General features: G+C 48.9%; 8 protein-coding genes. 3 read left to right on the top strand and 5 right to left on the bottom strand.

From position 1 onward, the window contains the following. Positions 1 to 592 precede the first annotated feature (592 nt). Complete coding sequence (locus G493_RS0119850) at positions 593 to 2338, bottom strand: hypothetical protein (RefSeq protein ID WP_028581793.1); 1746 nt, start codon at positions 2336 to 2338, stop codon at positions 593 to 595. 142 nt (positions 2339 to 2480) lie between these two features. On the opposite strand from G493_RS0119850, the gene G493_RS0119855 reads away from it, so the two are divergent. From G493_RS0119855 to G493_RS0119865, 3 genes are read left to right on the top strand one after another with little or no spacing between them, the layout of a single operon-like run. Then, a complete protein-coding gene (locus tag G493_RS0119855; protein WP_161629858.1) occupies positions 2481 to 6641 on the top strand; it encodes a DEAD/DEAH box helicase in 4161 nt (1386 codons plus the stop codon). A 1-nt stretch (position 6642) separates the two neighbouring features. Next, positions 6643 to 7458: a metallophosphoesterase family protein gene (locus G493_RS30315; RefSeq protein ID WP_051309636.1), complete on the top strand. Its 816-nt coding sequence runs from the start codon at positions 6643 to 6645 to the stop codon at positions 7456 to 7458. A gap of 21 nt (positions 7459 to 7479) precedes the next feature. Further along, entirely contained in the window at positions 7480 to 8343 is an 864-nt protein-coding gene (locus G493_RS0119865) for a diacylglycerol/lipid kinase family protein (protein WP_035275320.1), read from the top strand. Between the two features lie 814 nt (positions 8344 to 9157). On the opposite strand, the gene G493_RS30320 is transcribed toward G493_RS0119865, so the two are convergent. From G493_RS30320 to G493_RS0119900, 4 genes are all read right to left on the bottom strand, one after another. Then, entirely contained in the window at positions 9158 to 11464 is a 2307-nt protein-coding gene (locus G493_RS30320) for a diguanylate cyclase (protein WP_205623727.1), read from the bottom strand. A 282-nt stretch (positions 11465 to 11746) separates the two neighbouring features. Beyond that, on the bottom strand, positions 11747 to 14110 hold the full coding sequence (locus G493_RS30325; RefSeq protein WP_051309641.1) for a cellulase N-terminal Ig-like domain-containing protein: 2364 nt from the start codon (positions 14108 to 14110) through the stop codon (positions 11747 to 11749). A 15-nt stretch (positions 14111 to 14125) separates the two neighbouring features. Continuing rightward, positions 14126 to 18529 carry a coiled-coil domain-containing protein gene (locus G493_RS0119895; RefSeq protein WP_028581799.1) on the bottom strand — a complete coding sequence of 1468 codons (4404 nt, stop codon included), beginning with the start codon at positions 18527 to 18529 and terminating at the stop codon, positions 14126 to 14128. Next, complete coding sequence (locus G493_RS0119900; RefSeq protein ID WP_028581800.1) at positions 18513 to 19316, bottom strand: hypothetical protein; 804 nt, start codon at positions 19314 to 19316, stop codon at positions 18513 to 18515. Before G493_RS0119900 ends, G493_RS0119895 begins: the two co-directional genes overlap by 17 nt. Between the last annotated feature and the right edge of the window lie 62 nt (positions 19317 to 19378).

Consider the following 19378-nt stretch of genomic DNA (forward strand, 5'->3'; position numbering starts at 1 on the left):
AAGATGAAGGAGCGAGCGAAGAATTGCAACGTGCATAGTGCGAGCCTGAAAAGCCAAGATTTTATATAGTCGAAATGAAAATCTTGCACATTATCAGAAAGTTATCAAATACATGCAACCTTAAAAACACACGTCTCAAAATTCCCCTTGTGCCAGAAGGATTATTTTTTATGTCATGTCGTAAGCCCGTAGACGGATCGGCTAGATTGTCATATGCAAAGCACATTGCATGGAAGAGTGAAACTGTAAATGATCGGAAATGACTTATTTTATTAACGCGGGGAGCTTGACTTAAAGAAAAATAAATCTGTCCCCTTTTTCATTGCCAAGGTGTGAAAACAGATTATACGGTGCGCACGGCGCACCCTACCAAGCTGGTTGCAACAAAGTAGCTTCGGAGGGCAAAATTGCAACGCTTGGAAAGAGACAGGGGACTGATTTTATTTTTCCCTGCAAATATCCCTGAGCGGTTACACCTGCCGACAGTCGCTGCAGAGGCAGAAGCAGGCCGCTGCTCAAGAAAAATCAATCTGTCTCCCGGGTTATTCGGCCATTATCAGAGGGATGTGCACGACTTTAGGACTTTAGCTGGTTATTTGCTGCCGAGAATATACCCAGCTGTTTCCAGGGTTTGAAGAAATTCATCTTCTTTTCCAGGAATTGCAACCAGGTGTTCTTCTCCCGCTGGCATGCAGAGTTTGCTGAGTTGAGAATTGGTCAGAGCCTGGTTTCTGGCTTCAGAGGAGCATTTGATCAGGGTTACATTGCCTGCATTTACAAAGGCGGTTGAGCGATGTTCAACTTCAAAAAACAGTTGTTTGAGTTCGTTGTTGCATTCCCCGCCTGATAACGTTGCAAGTGTTTTTCTGATATCTTGCAGGCTTTCTCCGTTGCTTAACGCTTTCAGCAGTGATGAAACAGATAGACGCCATCTGTCAACTTCTGTGCGCTCAGCAATTTTTTCCAGATAGAGTTCCTGGCCGGGAGCAATGGCTGTGGGATTTTGGATGACCAGATCTGCGCCTTCAAATGAAAAGATGTCTGCATCAGGTTTTTGCTCTTGGTACTCATCCGCATGGCCCAGGACAAAAGCGCCGAGATCATTGATTCGGATATATTCCAGCCCGTCACAATGGCTGAGGTATTCCAGGTCATCTGCACCCCAGCATGACCGGTAATCCTGGCTCCTTGCACCATAGGGGGCCTGGTATGCCACATCGATTAGTCCGAGGGTGGCGCAGTATTCGAACAGATAGATAAGCGTGTAGCGAAGTTGCAGCAACGGCCAGGTGTCATGGTAATCCAGATGCCCGTATTGCTGGTTGAGAAAATAGAGCTTCCAGTCATAGTTGACCATAGCAAAGGAGTATTCATGGCTCGCCTGCTGCAGACGGTTGAATTCATCAATGCTGATCCATTTTCCAGGCTGCAGGGTTTGCAAAAGCGCGTTGATCTTTGGGCGCCTTTTAACAGGGGATGTCATGGTGCGTCCCCCGTTGGATTTTTGCCCCTTTATGGCTGTGACTTTTGAAAATTCATCAATAATTTTCGTTTTTTCCCATCGTTGCCATGCTTTCTGTATGCCGCTTGGCAGATCTTTTTGCAGGGCTTTGCGACCAGCAGGGGTGAGCGCTAAGGATGAACCGTCTGGCTTGGCAAGTCCACCACCCTGCAGCAGTAAAGGCCAGGCAAAAGGCTGCATCGGGCCAAGATCCTCATCGTCGTACCAATCCGGTTCATAGAGTACACCTGCAATCTTTTTCATTGTAGCAGCTGTGGCTCTACCGGTTTTTGCGCTGATCCGAATTTCTTTATCTTCGGTAAGGGTCAGGAGTGTGGCGAGATTTGCCAGGGCTGCTCTGGATGTTTCTCTGACAGTAAAACCCCGGTCGAGCACATACTCGTTGTCCGTATAGTTGATGGTATCCTTCGGTGGTTTGGGAACTATACGTCGTAATTTATCGAGCAGGTCAGATGGCATGTGCCCCTGTAAGAGAAAAAGCTCCAGGAGCTCGGGGCCGCGTCCACGGTACTGTGCAGAGCTTTCGCTATGTTCCCAGGGGGAAGCCTGGTATTTGTTCACAAATATTCGCAACTGAAAGGTGCCGTTCCAAGTATGTACGGTTTCAGAAACAGCGTGCTGCCCAAGTACGGGAAGTTTATTGAAAATTCCTTGTAGATCGCTATACATCGCCTGCTTGATGGCCTGGATACGTTCATCTTTTCTTGATGGCACTTTCGGGCAGATAAGAGCTGCCAGCTGTTTCAATGTGTCAGTCCGGTATTCTTTCTCCAACAGGACTTCCAAAAACGGGTAATGCACAGTATGTTGAGCCATTTCTTCTTTTGCCTGGTATTGTATTGGGATTTGCCTATCCCCTTAAAGAAGGGAAATAATATTTAAAATATACAGTATATAGGTTCTGTTTAACTCAATAAATAATCTGACGATGAATCAAACGAGAAATATCGATAAACGCATGGCCCAGTATCACGCTTTGTCTCGGTTAGCCAAATGCATAGTACAGATAGTAACCGTTAATGTTGATAATTGCAGAATCGGAACAATCCTTGATTGTTTGCATGATATGGACTTTCGTCAGGACAATGGCAGGAAGCTGAGCGTCCAGAGTACACAGAAAGTACAGAAAGAATTGATCAGTAAGGAGATACTGTTCAAATCAGCCAAGGGGTTACGCTGTTCGGAGTCCATATGCGGCGAGGTACTGCGGGATATGCTTAAGCAGGGCAGTTATGCGCATATTGCTTCCGTTCTTCAACAGCATATAACTATGCCTGTTATGAATAAACGATCCAACCCCTTTGAAAATTATCAACAGTTGCTGCGATCTTTTCAAATGGCTTTGTTCACGCATAACTCCATAGAGACAATCAGGATCATTGAAGAGGAGTATGCGTATCTTTTTTTCCATGAAGAGTTTCTGCAGAATAACCCGTACCACATTACGCTGAATGCGCCTTTTTCCGAGGAGATGATGGATGCAATACATCCGGAAATAAGGCTGCTAGTCGGGCTCCTTATGCTGGAGAGAGTGGCGCGATTACTGGAGCCTGCTACAGATATTCTGATGTATATCATGGACAGGTATCATGAAGAGATTCTGGGTAATTCCACTACGCTGCGTTTGATCAGGCATAACTTGCTGTGTGGAGATTCCTTTCTTGCAGATTCCCTTGCCGAAACCCTTGGGGGAGACCTCGAGGCCGAGCAGCTTAGCCGTATGGCCTGGGCAGCGACTATTCGGGGTGAGCATCAGGAAGCCAACAGGCTGTTTGAGCGGAGTATACAGTGTATTGCCAAGGCAACCGGAAAGAAAAAAGTTTTTTTACAAAGCGAAGCCGGAATTTTTCATCTCCTTTCTCTGCTTGCAGAGGACAAGGATAGTGCGAGGGAAAAAGCCCTTGAATATATTAAGATAGCAGAGAAAAATACATATCCTCTTTTCTTTCTCATGCAGGTCATACGGCCTATTTTTGAGGATCAGCTTGGGTTGGTGCCCAGTAAAAGCCATCCGCTTGCCAATGAATTTACCCGTCATATAGAAAACCCTCTTCTTTTTTTTCTCAGTAACCTCGTCCTTGCCTGGAGTGATACTGCGGCGGCGAAAAGAAATAGTCGTCTGATAGGTCAGCTCAGGGATAAGGCCTATGAAAACGGCTATATCTGGCTTGCCGCTGAATTGTCTGAACTGCTCGCGTTTGTCGGCATCGACAAAGCGGAAAACAAGAGCGTCTCAAGTGAATTGCACTCCCTGGGAGAGACAGTCAGCTGTGTTACCTTAATGAAAGAGCAACCCAAGTGGGAGAAAACGCTTAAAACCCTGCTGCGCATCGCCGGCCAAGGCACGGAGAAGAATGCCTCAAGGACGGCTGAACAACGACTGGTATGGTTGTTTAGTCATAACCCTAAGTATAATTACAGTAACATAACTCCCAGGTTGCAGAATCTAAGTAAAAATGGCACCTGGACCAAAGGCAGGGTAGTTGGACTGAAAAATTTGTACGATAATCATTCCCAAATGACAGTGCTCACTGAACAGGACCATCGGGTATGTCGGACCATTGAGGAGTCATATACGCGTTCTGGTTATGGATATAGGTATGGGAAGGCTGATTATAGTTTTGATTATAAGCAGGCTCTTCTCGCTTTGGTGGGGCACCCTTTACTCTTTTTGGAAAACTCTCCTGATGTGCATGTGGAGCTTGTTGCCGCTGAACCGGAATTGCAACTGATAGAGCAGGGTGGGAAGATTCAGCTGGCTGTTTCTCCGACTTTTTCTGGACAGGAAGTTGTGGTGGTCAAGGATACCCCCACGCGTTACAAACTGATTCAATTTAGCCAGAAGCACCAAGATATCATGCAGGTGTTGGGCAAAGGGCTGACTATTCCCAAATCCGGGGAAAAACTGGCTGGCAAGGTCGCGGATTCCTTGTCTTCAATGATCACGGTGCATTCGGATCTTGCAGCGACTGCAAACACTGCATGTAAAACCGTGGAGGCAGACAGCACTCCCCATGCACATATTATTCCCCACCAGGATGGAATATCCCTGGAATTTTTGGTGAAACCGTTTGGAACTGAGGGCTCAAGCTTCAGGCCTGGAAAGGGCGGCAAAAATGTGCTGACAGAAATACAGGGTGAAAAGGTGCAGGCTATGCGCGATTTTGCAGAAGAAAACAGACTACAGGAAGAGATTCTTCAGTCCTGTCCCACTTTTCAGCATCTGGAAGAAAGAGATAATCAATGGCTGGTGGAAGACCTGGCAGAAACGCTGCAGCTCTTGCTGGAACTGAAAGAATGCGACCAGCAGGTAATACTGGAGTGGCCCCAGGGAGAAAAATTCAGCATCCGCAAACAGGTATCTTTGGACAACCTGTCCATGCAGATCAAACAGCAAAGGGACTGGTTTAAAGCCACGGGCACCTTGGAGATAGATGATACCCTGGCTCTGGATTTACAAAAGTTGCTCGACATGCTCAACCAGGGCACGGGCAGATTTGTTCCCCTGGATGACGGGTCATTTCTGGCTTTAACCGGGCAACTGCGTAAACGGCTGAAAGAGTTACAGGCATTCTCTGAGAAAAGTGGAAAAGGCATGCGTTTCCCTCAACTTGCAACGCTTGCATTGCAGGATTTTACGGAAGAGGTCGGGCAGCTTGAAACCGATGAAGCCTGGAAACAGCATTGCCGTCAACTCAGGGAAGTGGTCAACCCAAACATACCCTCTACCTTTCAGGGTGAACTCCGGGAATACCAGCAGGCAGGGTTTTCATGGCTGGCCCAACTTTCACACTGGGGGGTGGGAGCCTGCCTGGCCGATGATATGGGACTTGGCAAGACCATCCAGGCACTGGCAGCTATCCTGCTTCGGGCATCCCAGGGGCCGACATTGGTAGTTGCTCCGTTATCTGTTACATCCAACTGGCAGGATGAGGCCAGGCGTTTTGCCCCAACCCTGAATGTGATTGTCTTTGGTCCTGGAGACAGGCAACAGACCATTCAGAATCTGCAGCCATTTGACCTGCTTATCGTCAGTTATGGGCTCTTGCCGCTGGAGTCCGAATTGCTTTGCAGTGTGCAATGGCAGACCGTGGTGCTCGACGAAGCCCAGGCCATAAAGAATGCTCAGACCAAGCGGTCCAAGGCTGCCATGGGATTGCAGGCTGAATTCAGGATTATTACCACAGGTACACCGGTTGAAAATCATCTGAGTGAACTGTGGACCCTGTTTCATTTCCTCAATCCGGGGTTGCTTGGTTCGTTTAAAAAATTCAACGAGAAATTTGCCATTCCCATTGAACGGGATCAGGATAGAGAGGTCAGGCAGCAACTGCGTAAATTGCTGCATCCCTTTATCCTGCGTCGCTTAAAGAGCGATGTCTTGCAGGAGTTACCTGCAAAGACAGAGGTAACCCTCGAGGTTGAAATGAGCGAAGACGAGGCGTTGCTGTATGAAGCCCAACGGTTGCAGGCCCTGGAGAATATTGATGCTCACAGTGATGAAGGAGCAGGGCAGAAGCACCTGCGCATTCTTGGCGAAATCACCAGATTGCGCCGATTATGTTGCCATCCAAAGCTGGTGGTACCTGATTGCGGCATTGGAGGTACCAAACTGAAAGTGTTTGGAGATACTGTGCGTGAACTGTTGGCCAATAATCATAAGACATTGGTGTTCAGCCAGTTTGTGGACCATCTTACTCTTTTGCGCGAGTTTCTGGATGCAGAAAAAATACCCTATCAATATCTGGATGGATCCACTTCCATAAAGAAGAGGAAACAACGGATACGTGATTTCCAGAACGGTGAAGGAGATGTCTTTCTTATCAGTTTAAAGGCTGGTGGGGCAGGGTTGAATCTTACGGCAGCTGATTATGTTATCCATATGGATCCCTGGTGGAATCCTGCTGTGGAAGACCAGGCATCTGATCGGGCTCACCGTATTGGCCAGGAGCGACCGGTTACAGTCTATCGCCTGGTGGTCAAAAATTCCATTGAAGAACAGATACTGGATCTTCACAAGGAGAAGCGTGATCTTGCAGAGAGCCTTCTGAAAGGTACGGATGCTGCGGGCAAGGTGTCTGCTCAGGAGTTGCTTGCCTTATTACAGAAAGATGCCTAAAATGCACATTATTCATATTTCAGATCTCCATTTTGGTCACCCCATGCAGTGTGATCTGGCGGTGCTCAGCTCTTCCATTCAGGCAATGGCTCCGGACCTTGTTGTTATAAGTGGTGACCTTACCCACCGAGCCCGTACACGCGAATACAGAGAGAGTGCTCTCTTTCTGGAACAACTGGGAATTTCGTACCTGACAGTTCCCGGTAACCACGATGTCTCCATTCATCATCCTGGAGAACGCCTCTTTCATCCCTGGAAAAAGTGGCGTACCCATATCGGATCCACAGGAATTGTTCGATACAATGGCGCTGATTTCACTGTTGTAGGTATAAATACTGTTCGAAGATTTGGCTGGTATTGGGATTGGTCCAGGGGGCGTATCAGCAGTGAGCAGGTCAGGGAGGTTCAGAAATATCTGGCATCTGTGGAGGGGAAAAGCATTACCGTTCTGGTCGCACATCATCCCTTCTGGCTGCCTGATGCATATCGGAACAGGGCCCTGATTATGAAAGGAGAGGATGCGTTACCCCGGTTGGCGGCAAGTGGTGTGGACCTGATACTGGGTGGCCATGTCCATGTTCCGTTTTGTACGGTCCGCAGCGGCATGATCATTTCCAATGCTGGTGCTCCGTGTGTAAAACGTCTCCCTGAAGGTGTGATGAACGGGTTCAGTTCCATTCGTGCGGAACAACGGCAACTGGTGATAACTCACTGGGTATTGCAGGATAAACAGTATATTCCGCAACAGAAGAATCGTTTCATAAAAAGAGAAGATAGATGGGATCTGCTCGGGGAGACAACTGCAGAGCATCCGTAGTAATTGGGTAAAGGGGATCTTATGAAATATCCGGTTTTTATCAATCCCGGTTCTGGTAATGGCTCGACGAATATGGATATCCTGCAGCAGGATAAACGGCTGGATACCCATATCCTTTCTCCTGACAAGATGCATAAGGCACTACTTGAGCATAAACGTAAGAAGACTCCCAGGGTGTTGGTATGCGGAGGCGACGGTACCCTTGGCCTTTCTGCTTCAGCACTGCAGGGGAGTACCACCGAGCTTGCCGTGCTTCCCGGTGGCACGTTGAATCATTTTGCCCAACGTATGGGGGTACCATCCAATCTGGATGATGCTTTGGAACTGGCACTGGCAGGCAAGGCCTCGGCAATTGATGTTGGAACGGTTAATGGCAGGGTATTTCTTAATACCAGTTCGGTGGGAGCGTATGTGCAATTTGTTCGCACACGTAATCATCTGGAAAAACGCATGAGCTATTCTCTGGCGAGCCTGGTTGCCGGTATTCGCCGACTGCTTCGCCTTCGTAGTGCCAGGATACAACTGGATAGCACACTATTGAGATCACCATTGGTGTTTGTGGGAGTGGGGGAACGTGAGCTGGCGTTTCCATTTCTCGGCGCAGAGCGTCATGATGGAAGAAACGGTTTGCATCTCATCGCCCTGAAAAGCAAAGGTCGTCTGGAAACCCTAAACATCGCCTTGAATGCCATTTTTCGGGGCATAGATCCGTTGAAGAAAACCAGAGATGTTGAAGCGCGGATGGTTGAAAGTGTGTGTTTACAGTATAAACGCAAAAAACGAAGTATTTATGTCGCTTTGGATGGCGAACTCTGTTTTCTGCAGGCTCCCTTACAGTATGAATATGTACGGGAAGCATTACTGGTGGTTAGTGCCCGGCCATAAATGGTCTTTTCGGAGTCTCGTTCCTCGCTTACCAACTCAACTTTGCATGTAACTCATCACAGGGTCTGTATCTTCCTGGTTTCACTCACCTCCGCAATGCAACTGACTCCAGGTGCTCATATTTGGACAAGCGTGATTTTTGCAGAAAAGCGCAAACTTAAAGAAGTGTATGGCCTGGAAAAAAGCCTGCTTTGTATTTGGGAATAATTGATTTTGTTTCAAGTGTTTGCGCTGACACGGGTCTTTTTTTAAATAACGATTGCCAATAAAAAACTTGAAAAAGTTGCGCGTCTTCAATACCATTCAAACTGGCACCACCTTGTGGTGTTTATTTTTTTATGAAGATCAACGCGTTCTTATCACGATTATTATTATGGTACAGGCTTGTTTTATACTGGAAGCAAAGATAGCAAAAAATGAATGGATAGCAATATCAGAGACTTATCCAGAGTTGAAGATATCGTCTCTATTTGAAGCCGAAGAGCAGGCCCTTTCTGCCAAGGCACAATTGAAAAGCGCCTTAATGGGGCCATGGAAGGGGACGTATAAAAAGTATCCAATTAGAGTGCGGAAATTGGATTCCAACAATTGTAACTGATCACAGATACCCCACAAAGTCTCCCGCTGGTCGCTTATCTCTTGCACGATCACGGTTTCCCGCATAGATAACCTGCCGGAGTCTTCGCTTACCCAAATCTGAAGCACCTGCGACCAGTTACAACTCAGAAATACCTGAAATATCAGTGTTGTTAACACCGAGAACTGCCAGGGCAGTTTATACTTTTCTTAAGTGATCATATCCGAGCAATACTCGCTACTCTCGAACAAATTCATGGGCAACCAGTGGGACGGAGGCACTAACCGTGCGATTTCTGCCCCTGTTTTTTGCCTGGTAAAGAGCATCATCGGCAGCTTTGAGCGTATCTTTGGTTGTGCGCCCCTGGGCAAATGAGCTTACTCCAAAGCTGGCAGACAATGGTTTGCCATGGCTGAATTTGTTCGTACAGACAAGATATCGAAGTTTCTCAGCCATTTGTTCTGAATCATCTGCTGAACAGCCAGGGCAGATGATGAGGAACTCCTCTCCCCCCCAGCGCCCTAATATGTCGGTGATGCGGACATTGTTTTGCAGGAGTTCGGCAACTTCAACCAGCACTTTGTCGCCCATCTGGTGGCCAAAAGTGTCATTAATGAGTTTGAAATAGTCGATGTCGACGATAATCACGCCGCAATCGGCTTTATAACGGTCATAGGTATGTTCCTGATTGAGCAGTGCTGCATCAAGCTTGAATCGGTTGTACAGGCCGGTAAGTTTGTCTGTGATGCTCAGTTTTTCAAGCAGGCGATTGTAGCGGCGAAGCTGCAGGATATGGACAAGAAAGATGCTCAAAATAAACACTACGGCCAAGGCCAATTTCCATATCAATATATAGTTAATGCGTGTTTCTTCTTTAACAGAGACCCAATTGTTATAAAATGACTGTTTCTGCTCCGGAGTAAGCAGGCCGATTTGTTTTTGAAATATCGAGTGGAGCAGGGGTTCATCGTTTCTGGTTGCAATGGCCAGGTTAACGGTTTCCTTCAGTCGTGCAGAGATTTTGATTGTTCCTGTAAAGCGTTTTTGTGCGGCATCTGCGATTGGCATGAGGGTGTCTATGTAGCCGAAAAGGAGCCCTTTTTCTACTTGTTCCAGTCCATCATTCAGTGAGTCGACATCAACGAAATTTCCATCAGGGTATTTTGTTCGCAATTCCGTGTTGATGGAATATCCTTTTACCAGCCCTATGGGGCGATCAAGGACAGATTCGATTTCCTCTATGAAAAATTCATCCATCCTTGTGGCGAGCACAACAGGTAAGATGATGTGTGGGGTGGTGAAATCAAGATATGCGCGCCGATGTTTTGTAGGAGCTGCAAGTGCCAGTGCATCACATTTTCTGTTTTTAATGAAATCAAGTGATTGTTGCCACGAAATTGTTGGGACAAAGCGCAGTGGTACTGGCAGCTTTTTTCTAAATGCGTTGAAGTAGTCCGCTGAGATACCCACATGCCGATCATTGATAATACCCTCAAAAGGCATCCAGTCAGGATCTATACAGTAGGTAATTTCTTTTTTGGTAAAGAGGTAATCCCTTTCTGTTGCGTTCAATTCCTGGGCTGATTGACTTGCTTCAATGAGTTCTTCAAAAAGAAAGGTGCCCAGCTTCTGCCCCTCCTGTATCATATTGCGATCGGTCAGTTGTTTGTAGGCACGCATGGTCAGTTCAATATTAACCGCGCCGATGGGGTAGAAATCTCTGAGAAACAGTTTTTTGGTTATTTCAACTTCAAACTGTAATGCCTCTTTTGATTTTTCAGGGGCATATTTTTCATGAATTATCTCAATGAGTTCTTCGGGATGGTTCAAGGCGTATTCCCATCCTTTATTGGTGGCCTCGATGAACCTTCTTGTACGTTCGGGATGCTTAAGAGCTTCTTCTCTTGAGGTGAACAGGTTGACGGCACTCATGAAAAAGCCGTAATCAAAGGGATCGATAATGTTGTATTCAACGCCTCGTTGATCCAGTTCATAAATCTGGTTAGAGAGAAAGGCGCTCATCACATCAATTTTGCCGTTGATGAAATCTTCTATGCTGAAATTATGTTCAATGATCTGTGAGTTTTCTCTGTCTATGCCGAAATGATTCAGCATCAGTGCCAGGGAACTGTATTTGAATTCATCCTTTGTTCCCATTATTCGTCTGCCGTACATCTCCCGTGGTGTTGCAATGTCAGTTGAAGTGACGAATACCAGCGGAGAACGCTGGTAGTAGGTGGCCAGCAGCACGATGGGCTGGATTTTTCCCTGGGTAATAACAAGGCTGGAGTTATGGATGCCATAATTGACTTTCTGGCCCAGAACTTTGGCGACCGTATCAACACCTGACTGGTACTCGTAAAGGGTCACATCCAGTCCGGCATCTTTATAGAGCCCCTTTTCAACAGCCGCGATAAAACCGGCATATTCGAACTGAAACTTCCAGTCAAGTTGAACTGAGACCTTGTCCAGGGAGCGCGGCTGAGCCTGAATACTTTGAACAAACGGTAGAACGTCTATAAAAAGAGTGAGTGCAATGAGCACGATCGCTTGTTTGAAAAATATCATAGCCGGTAATATGAAGAAGGTGTGACGCTATTAACGAATTTGTTGGGTTGAGACGATATTTACCGTAATTACTGAAGGGTATAATACATGGCAAAACGTTTCGGCATAAGCATAACCGATATCCCAGATTTTTGGAGGTTTATTCTTTTTAGTAATCCTTTTGCTGGTGTTTTGCCAAATAGAGATGCTCTCTCAGCACTTACGGTAATGATGTTATACAAGCAAGGAGCCGCGATCAGCTGCGTGATCAGGTACTATTTATTCACTTGAGAAAAGTGCTGGGAGAATCAGAGGCCAGGGAAAGGTGGAAGAGGATGCAGTAGTGGATTGCTTGTCCAACGCATACAGGTACCCGTACAGGGCCATCTTTCCCGACATGGTCTGCCTTGGGGTAAATTCATTGTGGGCCCACACCCAGCGTGACGGAAAGTAGGTTTCTCCCCTGGGCCAGATGGACGGAACATCTGCAGGATAACTGTATTTGTACAGGGCCGAAGGCCTGCCCATTACCATGGCAGGGGCCCAGTCATTGAGGTTCATGTAGGGAGTATGGCCCGGGTGCACCCCCGATACGCCATCATATCTGCCTGACGTGTACGCATCCGGCACACTGCGTTTAGTTGACAGCGGCGTTGTTGTGGTGGTCATCTGGATCATGTTCAGCGGATTTCTTCCCAGGCTCCAGGATGCCTCGCTGTCCATGGCCTGGCGGAAATACTCCTTGTCCGCAGCTGTTGTGCATATGGCATGGGCAATGAGAGTCCGAGTCATGAAATGGGCAGTAGTCCAGTACGAAGGCCTTTGATCTGTTGCTCTCCTTGAAGGCCTTGTGGTCATCAGATCCGCCTCCTGGGTCTTGGCTTCCTGTATGATCTGGGTACGCATATTTCCCTGCATTTCCTCATAATGAACTGTCTGCGGGGTGTTCAGATATGCTGCTGTGGCAAAGAGCTGATTGCGGGTATTGTCCATGAGGGTTGCAGGGGCTGCAGCACAGACACTTTCTGCATACACGATATCCTCATACCGTTGATCCCCTGTGATGGTATACAGGTGTGCTGCGGCCATCATTTTTAAATCCCTGCCCCTGAGCAGGCCATCATCCAGGTTCAGGCCCTGGTCAAGCATGGGGTCGGCCAGGGAAGAGGCATAGGTAAAGGCCTGGACAGCCGCATCCCGATACTTTTCCATGAGAGTGGTGTTACCGGCCAGACGAAATGCGTCAGCAAGCATGGCAGCGTTGGCTGCATTGGCCCAGGCTGCAATAGGGGTGGCACCTGCCTGGTACAGGGCGAATCCGGAAGTTGGATTGGTCAGGCCATGGGAATATCCTTGGCCATCCCGTAGCCTCAGCCAGAAATCGACCTCATACCTGGCTTCATCCAGGAGGTCGGGGATACCGTTTCCGCTTTCGGTTATACCGGTGTTATCATCATCCAGGCGGCCATTGGTGAGCAGATAGGGCAGAAGGAGATGGTAGATGTTTGCAACGTGGCGGAGATGCCTGTCCAGATCTGCGGCATCGGAGTGTCCTCCCCAGGCATTGGTATTTGTGGGCGAACCATTTTGCAAGTAGGCAGCCCAGTCAGAGGGTTTATCCCATTGATCCCCAGAGGAAAAAGAATTCCAGTCGTTGTGATAGGGCTGCATGGAGGTCAGGTATACCGTTGTTCCGTCGGCATCTCCTGGAATCAGGAGTGGTGTCCGCGGGGCAGGAGTTATGCCTTTGGGGTTGCTTTCCCCAAGGCGCATATAGAAATACCCCCGAAGTGAAACCATAAAGGGATCGTGATAGATTTGCTCGCCTATGGTGAAATCCCGGCTGGAGCCAACACCTTCAACCACCAGTCTGTATGTTCCGGGGGTAGCCAGGCTGGAAAGGTCAATACTCCAGACATCTGAACCGGTCATGTCTACCCAGCCCGTGTCTGTTCCCTTTTGTTTCCAGAATTGTACTGTTCCCACCTGTTGCATACTGCCGTTGTTCACATTCAGTACAGACACCCCATTGCCTTCAAAGGACGTGTAATTTCGAGCTGCTCCGTCACCCATCCAGGCATACAGGTCGGCAGCTTTCAATGGTGCGTCTGGGCTGTACCCGACCAGGTTGATATGGATGGCTTCGGAACGGCTCTGGCTGACATCAAAAGTCAGGGGAATGGTACTGCTGTCGATATTGGTGGAAGCGTCAATGGTGAGCGAATAGGTCTGGTTTTGTTGCAGTGAACTGGGGAGCTGGAGGTAAATCCAGTGATCATAGGTGTATTCGTAGCGAAAATCATTGTCGCTCGTCGACCACTCAAATTCACCATGCCCGCTGAGTTTCTTTTTGCGTGAGCAGGAAACAGGGTGCTGCCCTCCGCTGCCATAGGCAGAGTCTGTTGATGAGGTAAGCAGCCATCGAGCTGGTTGCATCGCCACAGCGGTGTCCAGCTCAGGGGTATAGCGGATAACTTCATCTCCTTGACTGCCTTCGTGATGAATGATTTCTCCATCCGCAACATGAACAACAAGATAATCTCTATCCTGAATTGTCACCTCCACAAGACTGGCTGCAAAGACTGCTGGCGGCACTGTGCACCAACAGGTGAATACAAAAAGAAACGAAAACAGAAATTTCATCAATGCCTACACTGCTCAGGCTGCACGCTGCTGTTGTTTTTCCACATTAAATTCCGTGATCTCAAGGCAGTCGTAGACGTTGCCGTCAATTTCCACCTGTTTGTCCCCTTTGCGAATGGCCACACGCAGTTCGAACAGATCCAGGGATTCGCGGTCGTTGATTCCTGTGAGATACACGCATTGGAGGCCAAGGCGACCGGCAACCTTGAGCTGGGCGTCCAGAAAGTCGGAACGGTTGCAGACTCCCAGGGGATTATCTAAAACCAGAAAGGCCGGGATTCTGGCATCGTAAGGGCTGTAGCGCCTTCTTCTGCGCATGGAAATAAGCAGGGCATAGAGCAGGACAGCAATAGTCAGGGCCTCGCCACCGGAGCCAAGGTCCTTGCCCACAGGTTCATATTTACTGCCGCTGTCATCGCATTTAAGCAACCGTATGCCAAAGGTGTGCCTGCCGGAAGCTGCCCCGAGAAGCTGGTACAGCAGCTCTGATCCCAGGCAGTTCCCCATGCGGGGATTGACCTCTGGCAGGCGTCCCTGCTGCATGAGTTCATAGAGCCAGTTTTCAATTGACTGGCGAAAAACGTCCTGGTGTTTGGCGAAATCCAGCCGTGTACCGGCTCGCAGAATAGGTTTGCCACCGTAGATGAATACTTCTTCCGGTAGGACCTCCTGGGCTGCTCCACGGAGTTTCTGATAATATTCACGACTGTGCTGGAGCAGCATTTCCACCAGGCTGTCCATGAAGCGCTGGGTGATTTCCAGGTCAGTTTCCAGGTTACGTGCAATATCCTCACACCGTTGAATCAGTTCGCTGGCCTGTACTCCAAGGGACTCCGCATCATGGGTACGCAATTCGTCCACCACTGCAGGCAGGTTGCTGTGGAACAGCTCACTCTGCAGATCTATCTGGAAGCTGTCAAAAGCGGTTTTCATCCGGCGCTGGGCAGCATCAACGGTTTCCCTGTGTCTGCTTTCCGTTATAACCATCTTCTCCAGTTCCTGCTGCAGCTGCTCTATGGAAGTAGGTGAAGTTTCGGCGTCAGGCTCTTTGAGCAGGTCCGGCCAGGGATGACGGGGTGAGTTCTCATCCCATACGGCATCAAAACGTTTATTTTCTGCAAGCACCAGGCGAATATCCTGGTGCCGGGTCAGCAATATATTCTGTTTTTCCTTAAGCGCATTGCAGCGGGTGGCCAGGCGTTCACATTCATCGGCAAATTTACGTTTTTCCGCGCGTAACCGGTGTAACAGACTGTCAGGATCCTGTTCGGTCAACATTTCACTGGTCAGGTCAGGCTTCATACCCTTGAATTTTCTGTCTGTCAGGGCAGCTTTTACCCTGGCGAGTTCCTTTTGCTGGTGGCCGATTTCAGATTCCAGGCGGATGTTTGCCTCTTTGTATGTTTCCAGCTCTTTGGCGAGTTCCTGTTGTCTTTCTTCTCTCTGGCTCTGGCTACGTCCTACCCAGGCTTCGGCTTTTTTATTATCGTAGAAGCTGCGGCGGCAGAAAGCCTCAAATCGGGATTCACGCTGCGCGATTTTTTCCTCCAGAGCGTCCAGCTCTTTGCGAAGCATATCAATGCCAAGCTCATGGGTCATCTGACGAATATCTTCCCGAGCTGATTCATGGAGACGACGCAGGGTATTGAGATCCATGGACAGGGCTGCTTTACGTTCATCCTTTGAGAGTTTCACATCCTGGGGCCTGAGTACCTCACCGGCGCGTTCATCCAGACCTTTCTGGAGAATTTTCTGTTCACTGATATCTGCTGCAATCCGGTAATCATCCTCTTTGAGGTCAGCCAGTGTCTCAATGTGATTATTAATGCTCTTTTCAAGGGCCAGGCGGTCAAGCTGTTTCTGTTCTACTTCTTCCTCCCATTGAGCAAGCCCCGCGTAATTTTTCAGCCATTTTTCCACCTGTCGGAGTAACTGGTTCATGGAAGCCGCTTCGTCAACCACTTGCCTGTACTGTGTTTCCAGGTCGTTTTTGCGCAGCTTCAGTTTTTCCATGGCCTCTTCCGCCTGCTGGATCGCAATGGTACGCTGTTTTTGGCTGGTCTCCAGTTCAGTCACCGAATCAGCAAGAGCTGCCACCGATGCACGGTCGGGAAATTTATCCCGATAGGCATGCAGGGCGCGGCTGGCTTTTTCCATTTCCTGTAGTTTATTTTCGGTATCCGCGACGATTCTATTCAACTCAGCCAGCTCTTCTTTATGGGTGTCCCTGACAGCGGTCAGGTGACGCTTGGAGTAGATTTCCGGTGAAAGAGGTCTGATAACTGTCTGGCTGATGGGGCTGATATCCTCTGGTTCGCAAGGGGTAGATATGACCACCGGTCTGTGCAGCCATGGGGGCACGGGAACAGCTTGTAGCTTCTCCATGATATGCGTGGAGGATGCCATGATGCCAGTGAATCGGCCGGGATCACTCTCTATAAAAGTGGCGATCTGCTCGGCTGATTCATAATGTTCGGCCAGATAATCCGGATAGGATTTAAGTTCCTCTGGAGCAATACCTGCCTGGTGATAATGGGCAAGCAGCTGCATGGTCTGGTCGTCGGCTGCAAGTGTTTCCGTGCGCTCAAGAGTTTCCAGGAGTTGCTCCAGTTTCATGGCCGCGCGGGTTTTTTCAGAGACCTTGGTACGTGAGCGGGCCATGGCGTCGTCAAAACGAGAGATCAAATCCGCAGAGGTCAGGTTGATCTCCCTGCTTCCGGCAACGCGTATGATGTGAGAATCTGAAGAAAGGCGGAGGCGCTCTTCAGCCTCAGCTTTCACCCGTTCCCGGGCCAGGGCCAGCTGCGTTTCCCCTTTGGATCGCTCTTCCTGGGAGGTACGCCAGCGATTGTTTTCCGTCTGCAGATTTTGTTCAAGGGTTCGGATTTCTCCCTGCACACGGGTAAGACGTTTATCAATACCTGCATGTTCAGCTTGCAGTCGTTCGAGGGTGTGTACAGGTTCTTCACCCTCATCCATGGGCAGGGCGTTTCTCATGGCCTCTGCTTCCTGGATCCTTGCCTTTAAACGGGAGATGGTGTTATCCAGGGATTTTTGCTTTTTCAGGGCATCTTCGTGTTTTTTGATACGTTCCTTTCGCTGTGCCTCGATATCACTGCGTTTTGCAGATAACTCTCTGATATTTTTTTCAATCTGGGAAAGTTCGTCATCCAGTCGTGCGTGGTATTGAGCTGCCAGACTGTCCATTTTGCGCTGTATGGGAGTAATCTCCTCACCAGCCTGGCTCAGGGCTTCTTTTTTAGTGGTTGCCTGGGCCTGGGTAGCTCGTATGTCGGCGATAAAATCGGCAGCACTGATGGCGACATTTTCTCCCTGAACACGTTCTATCTCTTTTTGAGTGTCCCGCAGCTTTTTTTGCTGTTCAGCTATTTCCTGGGCCTGGCGGAATTTTTCCACAGACAGGATATTGCTTTGTACGGTTTCTCCGGCGTTACCTGCCTCCAGGTGCTGCGCTTCAGCTTCTTCAAGAACTGGAATCAGGGCGCTGCGCTTTTCAGCCACAGCCTGTTCCGCTTCCTGGAGCAGATGCGTTGCCTCACCAAGTTTCAGTTGCCAGGTTTCGATGTTCTCGTGGGCGCTGCGCCATTCCACGGCTGTGGCGTCAAAGTCGGCAATGCGCTCCTTCAAGTTGCGAACAGTATTGAGCTGGCTGATTTTACGCGGCCGTTCCTGCATTTTGCGCAGATCCTGTTCAATACGTTGCCGCAGGGTGGTTGCCGCATCCAGATCGGTTACACAGCCCAGGAAGAAACTGAGAAATTCTTCTTCAGAGCGAAATTTGAAGGCATCCTTGATACCGCCCTCTGTACGGGCAAAATCAACCTGGCGGTCAATGAGCCAGGGGTCCAGTCCAAGCTGCTCCAGTTTATCACTCCATTCCTTTTGGCTGGTTGTCTGTTGGATACGGGGCAGCATGTAGTCCCGCACAGCTTTGTATGGTTTTTCCTGCTCCAGCAGCTCATCCCAGGAAGCACGCAGTTCATCGAACAGGTCTGCTGACTGGGCGATGAAAAAGGTTCGGTCGGTTTTATCGGGCATGGTACGGTGACGGTAGAGAAGCTGCCCGAGAACCAGATGATCAACCGGTTCTGCTTCAAACAGGGTAGGCGGGGTGATCGTAGACAGGTCCAGCACGACAAGAGCCGGACGTCCCGGAATCAGATATTGTTCAAGGGTTTTATCTCCATCAGACTGCAGATATTGGACAAAGCGTTTGCTTTTAGGGCAGAAGACGCTCAGGATAAACGAGAGCAGGGTGGTCTTACAGGTACCGTTAACTGCAAAGAGCACCCCATGATCTGTTTGTCCATCCTCCCTGAAAACAGGGACATATCCGTTTCGCAGCAGGTTGCCACCGGCTGTGATATCGCTTACAAAAATTCTACTGAGTCGATACATTGGACTTCTCCTTCGGCGTCTTACCACGTGCTGTACTTTCTTCCTGCTCAGGTGAGTCTATCAAAAAATCCCGGAACGCATGGAAGGAATACACAATACCTTCACGCATAGCTGTCTGATAGCCTATTGTGGGCCTGTATTCAATATCTCCTCCAGGTTCTTCAAAGGCCAGGAGGTATCCTGTTTCAACCATATGCTCCAAAACTCTGGTTACCAGCCCCACCCAACTGTTCCCTGCTCCTGCACGCTGCCGGTCGGGGTTATCTTCCGGCATCTGTCGAAGGCGGTCTGCTACGGTTTTCAATTGCGGCAGCAGAATATCTTCATCTGGGTCCAGGGCGGCTTCCATGTGAATAAAACGCCGCAAAATATCAATGACATCGGCAAGAATAACGGCTCCCAGGTCTTCGACTGGTGTATCCAGGTCTGCCTCAATGGGGAAAAACGCGGTGGCAATTGCGCAGTGAACAGGTAAAATTTCCGCTGCCTTGATTTCACGACGTGCCAGAAGTTTTCCGTAGTCACCCAGCGTGGCTGCAAAGAAACTGTCTGATTTTCTGGCTGAAAGTCGCAGGCCTCCCTCTTCCAGGGCCAGAAGCCGCAGGTCCATGGCCCTGAGCCCGGCCTCTACCTGACGACGGAAAGAATCCTGCGCCTGGAGGCGCTGGAGAAGTTCAGTTATTTCTGTTGTGTATGGGGCCAGTGCCCTCTTGCTGCCGTTACTGTAAATCAGGCTCAGATAGATGAGTCTGCTGACAGCATAGGTGGTTTCTGTATCTATATGCATATCATTTGCTCAAATGACAGATGAGCGTCTGGTTAGTGTTAAATCAAGGAACTGCTTACAGG

This window comes from Desulfogranum japonicum DSM 18378, from assembly GCF_000429945.1.
Classification (GTDB): domain Bacteria; phylum Desulfobacterota; class Desulfobulbia; order Desulfobulbales; family Desulfobulbaceae; genus Desulfogranum; species Desulfogranum japonicum.